The sequence below is a fragment of the Sinimarinibacterium thermocellulolyticum genome, from assembly GCF_040327995.1.
In the GTDB taxonomy this organism is placed as follows: Bacteria; Pseudomonadota; Gammaproteobacteria; order Nevskiales; family Nevskiaceae; genus Solimonas; species Solimonas thermocellulolyticum.
Genome location: NZ_JBEPIJ010000006.1, coordinates 187,460 through 200,080 on the forward strand (window position 1 = coordinate 187,460; position 12,621 = coordinate 200,080).

A 12,621-nucleotide genomic window follows, 5' to 3' on the forward strand; every position below is an offset into this window, starting at 1 on the left:
GCGCCCGCGCGTCATCGCGATCGTTCACGGTCGGGCTCGTGGACCTGGTCATGGTCTTTGCACTCCTGCCGCTTCGAGACAGGCATCGGCGATGTGCGCGGTGGCATCGGGCCACGCGACACGGCGCGCCGCCTCGCCCATGCGCTGCAGGCGCAGGCGATCGCCGAGCAGTTCGCGCAGCAGCGCGGCGAGCTGCGTGGGCGTGGCCTCGCGCTCCGGCAGCAGCGCCGCGGCGCCGGCATCGCGCAGATACTCCGCATTGCGCGTCTGGTGGTCGTCGACCGCGTGCGGATACGGCACCAGCACCGAGGCGACGCCGGCCGCGGCGAGTTCGGCGATCGTCGATGCGCCGGCGCGGCAGATCACCAGATCGGCCCAGCCCAGCGCGGCCGGCATGTCTTCGATGAAGGCTTCGACCGAGGCGTCCACGCCGCAGTCGGCGTAGGCGCGCCGCGCGACTTCCAGCGTGCGGCCGGCCTGGTGGCGCACGTCCGGGCGCTCGGCCGGCGTCAGCAGCGCCAGCGCGCGCGGCACCTGTTCGTTGAGCGCGCGCGCACCCTGGCTGCCGCCGATGACGAGCAGCCGCGGCGCACCGTCGTGATCGAGGCGCTGCCCCGGCGCCGGCAGCTCGGCGAAACCGCGACGCACCGGATTGCCGACGCTGCGCGCCGCGACGAAGGTGCGCGGGAACGCCTCCATGACGATGCAGGCCAGGCGTGCGAGCCAGCGATTGGTCAGGCCCGGTGCGGCGTTCTGCTCGTGGATGAGCAGCGGCCGGCGCAGCAGCCACGCGGCAACACCGCCCGGACCGGCGGTGAACCCGCCCATGCCCAGCACCGCGTCCGGGCGCTCGCGGCGTATCGCGCGCAGCGCCTGCAGCACGGCACGCAGCAAGAGCAGCGGCGCCTGCAGCAGGCGCATCACCCCCTTGCCACGCAGACCGGAGACACGGATCAGACACATGGGGATGCCGCGCGCCGACACCACGCGCGACTCGAAGCTGTCCGGCGCGCCCATCCAAACGACCTGGTGGCCGCGCTCGCGCAGATACTCGGCCACCGCCAGCGCCGGGTAGACGTGGCCGCCGGTGCCGCCAGCCATGATCATCAGTTTCATGGCCGGCCCTCCGCCGCGCGATGACGCCGCCGCGGCCGTGCGGATGCGAGCGCGTCTTCGGCCGGAGTGACCGCGAAGGCGCTGCTGCGATTCTCGTAGTCGACGCGCAGCAGCAGGCCGATCATCGCGCACACCGTCAGCAGGGATGAGCCGCCGTAGCTGAGCAGCGGCAGGGTCAGCCCCTTGGTCGGCAGCAGGCCCAGGTTCACCGCCATGTTGATCAGCGTCTGCAGACCGATCCAACCGGTGAGCCCGTAGGCGAGGAACGCCGAAAACTGGCGCCCGGCGACTTCGGCTACGCGAGCGATCGCGAACCCGCGCCAGACGACGATGCCGAACAGGACCAGCAGCACGAGGATGCCGAGCAGGCCGAGCTCCTCGGCGAGGATCGCGAAGATGAAGTCGGTGTGCATCTCCGGCAGGTACAGGAGCTTTTGCACGCTGTTGCCCAGGCCGACGCCGGTCCATTCGCCGCGGCCGATCGCGATCAGCGACTGCGCGAGCTGCCAGCCGCCGTTCTCGACGTCGGCCCAGGGATTGGTGAAGTTGAGCAGCCGCTTGAGCCGGTATGGGGCCGCCACGGCGAGGTAGGCCAGCGCCGACGCCGCAGCCGCGAGCAGCGCGAGGTAATAGCCGACGCGAGCGCCGCCGAGGAACAGCATCAGAAAGACCACGCCCATCAAGATGGCGGTCGCACCGAAGTCCGGCTCGACCAGCAACAGCGCGCAGGGCAGCGTCATCGCCGCGAGCGGCAGCAGAAGACCGCGCAAGCTGTGCTGCAACACCGCCTGGCGCCGCGCGATGTAGTTGGCGATGAAGACGATCAGGGCCAGGCGCGCCGGCTCCGAGGCCTGCAGGCGCAGCACACCGATGTCGATCCAGCGCCGTGCCGAGTTGACCTCGACGCCGACCCCGGGGACCAGCACCGCCACCAACAGCAAGACGGCGAACAGATACAGCAACAGATGCAGCCGCGCCCAGGTGATCAGCGGCACGCAGTACAGTGCCGCACCGATACCGACGCCGAGCAGCGCGAACATCAACTGTCGGTAGAGGAAGTAGAAGGCCTCGCCGGTCGCTTTCTCGGCCTGTGCGACCGAGGCCGAGGCGACCATGATCAGCCCCCAGAGCAGCAGCGCGGACACGGCGCCGCATAGCCAGACGTCGAGTCCGTAACGCGCGTGCGGCAGCGGCAGGTTTTGCTGCAGACGTATGGCGAGGGCGTTCATGTCCCGCCCCCCGCGAGCGCGAGCACGGCGGCACGAAACCGATCACCGCGCTCGATGTAGTTGCGGAACTGGTCGAAGCTCGCACAGGCCGGGGACAGCAGCACCTGATCGCCCGAGCGCGCCAGCGTGTGCGCGCGCGCGACCGCAGCCAAAAGGTCGGCTTCGCGGTAGATCGGCGTCGCGCCGCAGATGTCACGCTCGATCCGCGCCGCGTCCTCGCCGAACAGCACCGCAGCGCGGCCCTTGCGCGCCAGCGGCTCGCGCAGCGGCGCGAAGGACTGGCCCTTGCCCTGACCACCGCCGAGCCAGACGATCGGTGCGGGCAGGCCGTTGAGTGCCGCCAGTGTCGAACCGACGTTGGTGCCCTTGGAGTCGTTGAACCAGCGCACGCCGCACAGCTCGCGCACGAACTCGCAGCGATGCGGCAGGCCGGAGAAGCTGCGCAAGGCCGCGAGCTGGGCGTTTCGGTCGATGCCGACGGCATCCGCCAGCGCCAGCGCGGCGAGCGCGTTGGCCCAGTTGTGACGGCCGAAGATCTTCAGTGAGACCTGAGACGTGAGACGTGAGCTGCCGCGGCACAGCCAGGCCTCGCCGTCGACGTCGCGGATGCCGTAGTGGCCATCGTCCGGTTCATCGAGGCCGAAGCTCACGAGGCGAGGCGTCGAGGCCGGCGGCGTCGTGGCCGGGTCCTGTCGATTGAACACTGCGGTGCCGCAACCGTCGTAGATGCGGCGCTTGATCGCCCCATAGCGCGCCATCGTGCCGTGGCGGTCGAGATGGTCCTGCGACAGGTTCAGCACCGTCGCCGCGGCGCAGCGCAGGCTGCTGGTCGTCTCCAGCTGGAAGCTCGACAGCTCCAAGACGTAGAGCTCGACCGCGTCATCGAGCAGATCCAGCGCCGGCGTACCGAGATTGCCGCCGACGGCGACGCAAATGCCCGAGGCCTTCGCCATCTCGCCGACCAGGGTCGTCACCGTGGACTTGCCGTTGGAGCCGGTGATGCCGACGACGTGCGGCGAAAGGCGCGCGGCGTGAGACGTGGACAGGGCGCGCGCGAACAGCTCGATGTCGCCCACGATCTCGACGCCGGCGCCGGCGAGTTCGCGCACAAAGGGTTCTTCGAGGGCGATGCCCGGTGAGACCACCGCCATCGAGAACTGCGACAGCGGCTCCGGCGCCGAGAGCGCGCCGAGGCGCAAATTCACCTGCGGGAGCTGGGCGCGCAGGGCGTCGACTCCCGGCGGCGTGGCGCGCGAATCGGTGGCGACGACGTCCGCGCCTTCGCGCGCGAGGTACCGCACAGCCGAGGCACCGGACGCGCCGAGGCCGACGACGAGCACGCGCTCGCCGCGCAAGCCTCGTTGCATCTTCCGCCTCACGTTCACGATCAGCGCACCTTGAGCGAAGCCAGACCGATGAGCACCAAGATCAGCGTGACGATCCAGAAGCGCACGATGATCTTCGGCTCCGGCCAGCCCTTGAGTTCGAAGTGATGGTGCAGCGGCGCCATGCGGAAGATGCGTTTGCCGCCGCTGTACTTGTAATAGAGCACCTGCATCGCCACCGACAGCGTCTCGGCAACGAACACGCCGCCCATGATCGCCAGCACGATTTCCTGACGCACCAGCACGGCGACCACACCGAGCGCGGCGCCGAGCGCCAGCGCGCCGACATCGCCCATGAACACCTGCGCCGGATAGGCGTTGAACCAGAGAAAGCCCAAGCCCGCGCCGGCGATCGCGGTGCAGAAGATCGCCAGCTCGCCGACGCCGGGGATGTACGGGATGCCCAGATACTTGGCGATTACGACGTTGCCGCTGGCATACGCGAACACGGCCAGCGCCGAGGCGACCAGCACGGTCGGCATGATCGCGAGCCCGTCGAGGCCGTCGGTGAGATTGACCGCGTTGCTCGCGCCGACGATGACCAGGTAGGCCCACGGGATGAAGAACAGTCCGAGCGAGATCGAGACGTCCTTGACGAACGGGAAGATCAGCGTCGTCTCCACCGGCGCGCGCGCGGTCGAGAAGATCAGCGTCGCGACCCCGAAACCCGCGAGCGACAACCAGAAATACTTCTGGCGTGCCGGCAGGCCCTTGGGATTCTTGTGCTTGATCTTGATGTAGTCGTCGGCGAAACCGACGGCGCCGAAGGCGAGCGTCACGCCCAGGGCGAACCAGACGAAGCGGTTGCCGAGGTCCGACCACAGCAGCGTCGCCGCGGTGATCGCGCACAGGATGAGCACGCCGCCCATGGTCGGCGTGCCGGTCTTCTTCAGATGGGTCTGCGGCCCGTCGTCGCGCACCGGCTGGCCGAACTTGAAGCGGTACAGCCGCTCGATCATCCACGGACCGAAGGCGAAGGAGAACGCCAGCGCGGTCAGCACGCCGAGCACGCTGCGGAACGTCAGGTACGAAAAGACGTTGAAGCCGCTGACGTATTGCCGCAGGTATTCCGCCAATTCGTACAGCATCAGTGGGCTCCGTCGTCGGCGCCACCGGTCAGCGCCTCGACCACACGTTCCATGCGCGCCGAGCGCGATCCTTTGACCAGCACCACAGTGTCGGCGTCGAGCCGCTCGCGCAGCGCCGCCTGCAGCGCGGCGAGGTCGTCGAAGGCCTCGGCGCCGGTACCGAAGCCATCGGCCGCCTGTGCCGCCAGCCGGCCCAGGACGTAGAGACGATGGATGCCGCGCGCGCGCGCGAAGCGGCCCGCATCGCGGTGCAACTCGGCGGCATCGGCGCCGAGCTCGGCCATGTCGCCGAGGACCAGCCAACGCTGACCCGGAAGCTGCGACAACAGTTCGATCGCCGCGCGCAGCGAGCCGGGGTTGGCGTTGTAGCTGTCGTCCAGCACGCGCGCGCCCTGCGGCGTGCGCTTCCAGCTCAGACGGCCCTGGGGCGCTTCGACCGCGGCGAGCCGCTGCGCGATCTCGCCCACACCCAGGCCGAGCGCGACACCGCAGGCGGCGGCGGCGAGCGCGTTCATGACGTTGTGCCGGCCCGGCAACGCCAGGTGCACCGGCGCCGCACCGTCCGGCGTGCGCAAGGTGAAGCGGCTGCCGGCACCGTCGGCCAGAATCTCGATGTGCTGCGCGCGCACGTCGGCATCGGCATCGATGCCGAAGTGCAGATGCGCGGCCTTTGCGGCAAGGCCGCGCCACAGCGGCGCGTAGACGTCGTCGGCGTTGATCACGGCGACGCCGCCGTCGAGCGCGGCGAACAGCTCGCCCTTGCCGCGCGCGATGCCCTCGCGCGAGCCGAAACCTTCCAGATGGGCGTCGCCGGCCTGGGTGACGACGCCGACGTCGGGGCGTGCCAGCGCCGCCAGCGCGGCGATCTCGCCGAGATGGTTCGCACCCATCTCGATCACCGCGGTGCGGTGCTCGTCGCGCAGGCGCAGCAGCGTCAGCGGCACACCGATGTGGTTGTTCAGATTGCCGCGCGTGGCCAGCACTGGCCCGCGCGCGGTGAAGATCGCGGCCAGCATCTGCTTGGTGGTGGTCTTGCCGTTGCTACCGGTGACCGCGACGACCGGCATCGACCGGCGCGCGCGCCAGTGGGCGGCGGCGCGCTGCAGGCCGACGAGGGTGTCGTCGACGCGCAGTTGCGGCAAGGCGCATGCACACCACTGCGACACCAGCGCGGCAGCCGCACCGGCGGCCTGCGCCTGCGCGACGAAGGCATGCCCGTCATGGCGTTCGCCGCGCAGCGCGACGAACAGCTCGCCGGCGACGAGCGCACGACTGTCGATGCTCACGCCGCCGAAGGCGACATCGCCGCCGCGCAGCTCGCCGCCGATGGCCTGCGCCAGTTCCGCGAGGGTCATCATGCCTGCGTCCCCGGCAGCGGGATGCCGAGCAACCTTGCGACGAACTCGCGGTCGCTGAACGCACGCACCTCGCTGCCATAGGTCTGCGTGCGCTCGTGACCCTTGCCGGCGACGACGACCGCATCGTCGGCGGCGGATGCGTGCACCGCGGTGCGAATCGCCTCGGCACGGTCGTGGATCACCTGCACGACCGAGCGGCGCGTATCGGGGACGCCGGCGAGGATCTCATCGACGATCGCCGACGGCGCCTCGCTGCGCGGGTTGTCGTCGGTGACGATCACAGCATCGGCGAGTTCCGCGGCGATGGCCCCCATCAGCGGTCGCTTGCCGCGATCACGATCGCCGCCGCAGCCAAACACGCAATGCAGGCGACCGCGCACGTGCGAGCGCACCGCGGTGAGGATCTGCCGCAAGGCCTCCGGCGTATGCGCGTAGTCGACGACGACGAGCGGCCCGGCACTGCCCCGGAACGACTCGATGCGCCCCGGCACGGTGTGCACTTGGGCGAGCGCGGCGACGGCGCGGGGCAAGGACGTGCCGCGGGCGAGCAGCACCGCGAGCGTCGCCATCAGGTTGTAGGCATTGAAACGGCCGAGCAGGCGGCTGTGCAGCTCGGCCTGGCCCCAGCTCGTATCGAGCGACAGCGCGATGCCATCGGCGGTCAGGCGCAGCGCGCGGCCGATCACCCAGGCGCCGCCCTCCGGGACCGGACCGTCGAGGCCGTAGACGATGCGCTGCGCCCGTGTCGGCAGCCCCGTCGCAAAGGCCGCGCCGTGGGCATCGTCGCGGTTGAGCACGACGGCGCTGAGCTCGGGCCGCTCGAACAGGCGCCGCTTGGCGGCGACATAGGCTTCGACCGTGCCGTGATAGTCGAGATGATCGCGCGTGATGTTGGTCAGCACGGCGACGTCGAAGTGCATGCCGGCGACGCGGGACTGGTCGAGCGCGTGAGAGGACACTTCCATCGCCAGCGCCTGCGCACCGTCGGCATGCAGTGCGGCGACACGGCGCTGCAGGCTCACCGCATCGGGGGTGGTATACGTGCTGTCTGCGAGCGCGCCGACGCGACCGCTGCCGATGGTGCCGATATAGGCGCAGGGCAGGTCGAGCCGATCCAGCGCCTGCGCGACCAGATACGCGGTCGAAGTCTTGCCGTCGGTGCCGGTGACGCCGACGCAGAACATGCGTTGCGAGGGCATGCCGAAGAAGCGCGCGGCGATCTCGCCGGCGCGCGCCGAGAGCTGCGGTACCGCGATTTCCGGGATCTCGATCTGCGGCTGCGCCCAACCCGGCGCCGGTTCCCAAGCCAGCGCCGCGGCGCCGCGCGCCAAGGCCTGGTCCAGATACGCCAGACCGTGCGTGCCGCGTCCCAGGCAGGCGAGGAACAGATCCCCCGGCGCGATGCGGCGCGAGTCGGTCTCGACACCGGTGACCTCGACGTCCGGTGCCGGCACGCCATAACCGGCGAGCAAGGCCTTGAGCGAGCGCGGCGCCAGCCCCGCCGCGGCGCGCCCACTTGCGGCAGCCGACGTCCGCGTCATGAGCGCGGCTCCGCGGCGCCGCCGAGCGGAAACGCGACGGTGTGCGGCACGGCTGGCGCCAGCTCCGGCGCATCCGTGCCCTCGGGCGAGATTTGCAGCAGACGCGCCGCCCCCTGCATCACCTTGGAGAACACCGGCGCGGCGACCAGGCCGCCGTAGTAACCGCCGGGACCGGGTTCGTCGATCATCACCAGACCCACCAGACGCGGCCGCTCGGCCGGCACCATGCCGATGAACAGCGACTGATGGCGATTGCCGTCGTAGCCGCCGGTCTCGGCGATCTTGCGCACGGTGCCGGTCTTGCCGGCGACGCGGTAGCCGCTGATCGCCGCACGCCGCGCCGTGCCTTCTGGCGTCACCACCTGTTCGAGCATGCGCCGCACCGCACGCGCCGTGTTCGCCGATACCGCGCGTTGCGGCGGCATCGGCAGACCGCCTCGCACCAGCTTGATCTGCGGCATCAGACCGTCATTGGCGAGCGCCGCGTACGCGCGCAGCAGGTGCAACGCCGACAGCGAGAAGCCGTAGCCGTAGGAGGCGGTCGCGGTCGCGATCTGTCCCCATTCGCTGAAATGCCGCAATACTGGATTCACCTCGCCGGGAAAACCCGTGTACATTGGCTCGCCGAGGCCGAAACGCTGATAGCCGGACCAGACGGCCTCGGCCCCCAGCGTCATGCCGATCTTCGCCGCACCGACGTTGCTGGACTTGCTCAGCAGCTTGGCCAGGTCGACGACACCCTGCGGGTGCACGTCGCGCACCGTGAGCGCGCCGACCTTGAAGGTGCCTGGCGTCGTGTCGATCAGGCTCGAGGGCTGGTACAGCCCCAGCTCCAGCGCCTGCGCGACCAGTAGCGGCTTGACCGTCGAACCCGGCTCGAAGGAGTCGATGATGGCGCGATTGCGTGCGCCCTTGGACATGCGCTCGCCGGAGTTGTTGGGGTTGAAGCCCGGCTGCGAAGCGATCGCCAGCACCTCGCCGGTGGCGCTGTCGGCGACGACGATCATGCCGCCCTTGGCACGATGCTCGGCCACTGCGTTCTTCAGCTCGCGATAGGCGAGATACTGGATGCGCAGGTCGATGGTCAGGCGCACGTCCTCGCCCGGCTGCGCTGGTCGGAACTCGAGGTTGTCCTCGACCACGCGGCCGGCGCGATCGCGAATCACGCGACGCTCGCCGTCGCGGCCGGCGAGCACGGTTTCCTGCGCCTTTTCGATGCCTTCCAGGCCAGTGCCGTCGCGGCCGGTGAAGCCGACGAGCTGGCCGGCGACTTCGCCGGCCGGGTAGTAACGTGCATAGGACGGCTCGGAGAACACGCCCGGCGCGCCGAGCGAAAGGATGCGCTTGGCCTCGGCCGGTGACAGCGGATCACTGACGTAGACGAACTTGCGGTCGAGCCGCGCCTTGAGAAAACGCTCCAGCTCGGACGGGCGACGGTCCAGCAACTTCGCCAGCGCGGTCAGGTGCGCCGGCGATTCGAGCAGCGCCGACGGCACGACCCAGATCGTCTCGACCGGCGCCGACAGCGCCAGCGGCTCTCCACGCCGATCGAGGATCGCCCCGCGATGCGCCGGGATGGTCATGGTGCGGATGTGGCGCTTGTTGCCTTCGCGCGTGAGGAAGTCGCGCTCCAGCACCTGCAACTGGAACGCCCGACCGAAAACGATGAAGGCGCCGAGCGCCATCGCACCGATGACGAAGCTGCGGCGCCAACCACCGACCGGCTCGGCGACGGGGTGTCGCACCGCGGTCATCGGCGCACCTCGGCTGGCACGCAAGGCCGATGTCGTTGCCGCCTCATGGCGCGGCCTCGACGATCACGTAATCGCGCGGTTCGGTCATGCCCAAGGCCTCTCGCGCGATCTTGTCCACGCGGTTGTTGTGCGCCAGCGTCGCCTCTTCGAGCTGCAGTTGCGCCCACTCCATCTCCAGGCGCTCGCGCTCCTGGCGCAGGCTCTCGATCTCGGCGACCAGCGCGCGGTTCTCGTGCTTGGTGCGCACGGCCGCGAGCGCGGAGACGAACACCGCGGCGATCAGCGCCAGCGGCAGCAGCATGGCGCCGGACTTCATGGCTGCCCCCCGAGCCGCTCGGCGACGCGCAGCACCGCACTGCGCGCGCGCGGATTGGCCGCGCACTCGTCATCGCTCGGGAACTGCTTGCCGAGCAGACGCAGGCGCGGCGCATCGCTGCGCGCGGCGTCGCGCAGGCGGTGCTTGACGATGCGGTCCTCGAGCGAGTGGAAGCTGATCACGACCAGCCGCCCGCCCGGCGCGAGCACGTCGATCACCGTATCGAGTGCGCACTCCAGCGCCTGTAGCTCGCGATTCACGTGGATGCGAATCGCCTGGAAGCTGCGCGTGGCCGGGTGGATTCTTGGTCTTGACGCGCCGGCCTTGCCGCCGCGCACGCGACTGCGCGGACCCTGCACACCCTCGATCAGGGCCGCGAGCTGCGCGGTCGATGTCAGCGGCGTCCTCTGGCGCGCCTCGACGATGCGCCGCGCGATGCGCCGGCTGTTACGCTCCTCACCAAAGCGCCACAGCACCTCGGCGATCTCGGCTTCCTGCGCGCGCGCCAGCCACGCCGCCGCCGATTCCCCGGCCTGCGGATCCATGCGCATGTCCAGCGGGCCGTCCTTGGCGAAGCTGAAGCCGCGCGCCGCATCGTCGAGCTGCGGCGAGGACACGCCCAGATCCATCAGCACGCCATCGACGCGGCCGGCGATGCCCAGCTCCTGCGCCAGCCGACCGATGTCGGCAAAGTTGCGATGGTGGATCACGAAGTTCGGGAACCCACCGAAGACCGCGCGCGCGTGCGCGACCGCCGCCGGATCCCGATCCAGCGCGTGCAGCACACCGCACCCGGCGAGGCGTTCGAGAATCGCGCGGCTGTGGCCGCCGCGGCCGAAGGTCGCGTCCACGTAGATCGGATTCGGCGCCAAGGCGCCGGAACGCAGGCCCAGTCCGGCCAGCGCTTCGTCGAGCATCACCGGCCGGTGCAGATCCACGGCGGCTTCAGCCCCGATGCGAAACGGCGCGGGCGCGGCATCGAACATCGTCACCGCCCCTCACCGCCGGATCGTCCGGAACGCCGACTGCAGCGCCGGCATGCGATCGACACTCTCGCCGAAACGCCGTTCCCACTCCGCCGCGGCCCACAGATCGAAGCGGCTGTCCTGGCCCATCAGCACCGCCGCGCCATCGAGCTGCACGCGTTTGCGCAGCATTGGCGGCAGCAGCACGCGCCCTTGTTTGTCGATCTCGGCGTCGGCGGCAAAACCCACGAACCACTGCTTGAGGGTCTCGGCCTGCTCGCGGTCCTCCATCGCCTGGATGTCGCGGACGATGCGTTCGAACTCGGGCAAGGGGTAGATCTCAAGACAGGGATTGGGGCCGACGGTGATCACCAGCTGGGAGTCGCATCGTTCGGCGAGCGCAAGGCGATAGCGGGCCGGGATCGCCAGGCGCCCCTTTTCATCCACCGCCAGGTGATGCACGCCCTTGAACATGGCCGACGCGGGGATACCCCACTTTCTCCCACTTTCCACCACTTCGGGTGCACTATACGCCACGAGCGCCCCCCCCGCAAGCCACCGGCACGGCAAAAGTCGCGGCAAAACAGCGGCTTATGATCGGCCCGCGAATCTCCTCGCCAATCTCATACAAAACAGCGGATTAAGCGTGATTCTTAAAGTCGGCGCCGCGGCATCGCGCCGAAGCTTCCGGCGGCGGCCATACCGTGTTTATTCAACGCATGGCGTTGCTCTTTTTGATAAAACATCACGATCTGGCAACGCAGTATGCCGCCGGTGAGAAAAAGGGGAGTCGGCCTGTAAGCCGGGTTCTGTGCGAGCGCTGGCGCGCCCCGACAACCATTCCTCTCGACGCGGCGTCGCCGCCGCGCTCCAGCGACCTACCCGGAAGGCACGCGGGCCGCGTGTCGTGCGGCTGACGCCGCACACCTTCCCTATTTGGTCTTGCTCCAGGTGGGGTTTGCCGTGCCGGTCCGTTGCCGGACTCGCGGTGCGCTCTTACCGCACCGTTTCACCCTTGCCTGTGCCCCAACACGAAAGTATCGGGGCCATCGGCGGTCTACTCTCTGTTGCACTGTCCGTCGGCTCGCGCCGCCCAGGCGTTACCTGGCACCTTGCCCTGTGGAGCCCGGACTTTCCTCTGCCGCGCGCACGCTGCAGCGGTTGTCCGGCCGACTCCCACGCGCATTATCGCGCATCGTGAAGACTCAGCGAGACCGGACTTAAAGTCCGTTCCAGACCTCAATAAGGGCGAGAGCCTCCCTTCCCATCGCATCCCGGACCTGGCGTGCAACGAATCCGCCACCGGGAGCCGCAGCTTCGGAACGCAGCTGCTCATCCACCACTGCAGCGGACGGAGGCGTGATTGCTCGCGTTTGGGCGCAAGCAGCCATCAGCGTCACGAGCAACATCACCAGAAGCGATTGGCAGCGCATCGTCAGCCTCCACTACTGATGCCTATTGCGAACGCAAGAATCCCCAGGATATAGAGCAGAACGACCGTGCCGCTGATCGCGCCGGCGGTTTTCGCCGCGCTGAAGCGCGTGGATTCGACCGATCGCAGTTCCTCGAATGCGAAGGACAGGCGCTCGCCGCGCGGACTCGTTCCCCAAAGTCGTTCCTGGTCGATCGCCGTCAGCTTCAACTCTGCTGTCAGTCCGGAGGCAGTCTCGATACGGACTTGGTCACCCACCTTCAGCTCAGTCTTGGCCTTCTCAGGCGTGACACGCGTCATCGTGCGCGTCGTGCCGTAAGCTTCCCCGCCGCGGCGACAACTTGAAAGTAGAGCTTTCTGGCATCGTACAGCCAGGAGGTTCTGATGAAGAAGTCGCGTTTCACCGAAACCCAGATCGTTGCGATCCTGAAGCACGC

Annotated in this window: 11 protein-coding genes and 1 other RNA gene; all 12 read right to left on the reverse strand. The window is 69.2% G+C overall.

Annotated elements, in window-relative coordinates; genetic code table 11:
- Positions 1-48: 48 nt before the first annotated feature.
- Positions 49-1,116 carry an undecaprenyldiphospho-muramoylpentapeptide beta-N-acetylglucosaminyltransferase gene (murG, locus tag ABSH63_RS07595; RefSeq protein WP_352888721.1) on the reverse strand — a complete coding sequence of 356 codons (1,068 nt, stop codon included), beginning with the start codon at positions 1,114-1,116 and terminating at the stop codon, positions 49-51.
- Positions 1,113-2,345 (reverse strand): putative lipid II flippase FtsW, encoded by a 1,233-nt coding sequence (gene ftsW / locus ABSH63_RS07600; protein ID WP_352888723.1) that lies wholly within the window; start codon positions 2,343-2,345, stop codon positions 1,113-1,115. The genes murG and ftsW overlap by 4 nt, the downstream gene beginning before the upstream one ends.
- Entirely contained in the window at positions 2,342-3,712 is a 1,371-nt protein-coding gene (murD, locus tag ABSH63_RS07605) for a UDP-N-acetylmuramoyl-L-alanine--D-glutamate ligase (protein WP_352888725.1), read from the reverse strand. The genes ftsW and murD overlap by 4 nt, the downstream gene beginning before the upstream one ends.
- A 20-nt stretch (positions 3,713-3,732) precedes the next feature.
- Positions 3,733-4,818 carry a phospho-N-acetylmuramoyl-pentapeptide-transferase gene (gene mraY, locus ABSH63_RS07610; RefSeq protein WP_352888727.1) on the reverse strand — a complete coding sequence of 362 codons (1,086 nt, stop codon included), beginning with the start codon at positions 4,816-4,818 and terminating at the stop codon, positions 3,733-3,735.
- Entirely contained in the window at positions 4,818-6,176 is a 1,359-nt protein-coding gene (locus tag ABSH63_RS07615) for a UDP-N-acetylmuramoyl-tripeptide--D-alanyl-D-alanine ligase (protein ID WP_352888729.1), read from the reverse strand. The genes mraY and ABSH63_RS07615 overlap by 1 nt, the downstream gene beginning before the upstream one ends.
- Entirely contained in the window at positions 6,173-7,717 is a 1,545-nt protein-coding gene (locus ABSH63_RS07620) for a UDP-N-acetylmuramoyl-L-alanyl-D-glutamate--2,6-diaminopimelate ligase (RefSeq protein ID WP_352888731.1), read from the reverse strand. The genes ABSH63_RS07615 and ABSH63_RS07620 overlap by 4 nt, the downstream gene beginning before the upstream one ends.
- Positions 7,714-9,471 (reverse strand): peptidoglycan D,D-transpeptidase FtsI family protein, encoded by a 1,758-nt coding sequence (locus ABSH63_RS07625; protein WP_352888732.1) that lies wholly within the window; start codon positions 9,469-9,471, stop codon positions 7,714-7,716. The genes ABSH63_RS07620 and ABSH63_RS07625 overlap by 4 nt, the downstream gene beginning before the upstream one ends.
- A 43-nt stretch (positions 9,472-9,514) precedes the next feature.
- Complete coding sequence (ftsL, locus tag ABSH63_RS07630) at positions 9,515-9,787, reverse strand: cell division protein FtsL (protein ID WP_352888734.1); 273 nt, start codon at positions 9,785-9,787, stop codon at positions 9,515-9,517.
- A complete protein-coding gene (gene rsmH, locus ABSH63_RS07635; protein WP_352888748.1) occupies positions 9,784-10,773 on the reverse strand; it encodes a 16S rRNA (cytosine(1402)-N(4))-methyltransferase RsmH in 990 nt (329 codons plus the stop codon). The genes ftsL and rsmH overlap by 4 nt, the downstream gene beginning before the upstream one ends.
- A 12-nt stretch (positions 10,774-10,785) precedes the next feature.
- Positions 10,786-11,226, reverse strand: a complete 441-nt coding sequence (mraZ, locus tag ABSH63_RS07640; protein WP_352888735.1) for a division/cell wall cluster transcriptional repressor MraZ — start codon at positions 11,224-11,226, stop codon at positions 10,786-10,788.
- A 308-nt stretch (positions 11,227-11,534) separates the two neighbouring features.
- An RNA gene (rnpB, locus tag ABSH63_RS07645) (RNase P RNA component class A) lies at positions 11,535-11,929 on the reverse strand.
- 258 nt (positions 11,930-12,187) lie between these two features.
- Positions 12,188-12,621, reverse strand: a 434-nt coding sequence (locus ABSH63_RS07650) for a hypothetical protein (protein WP_352888736.1), incomplete at its 5' end; no start/stop codon positions are given.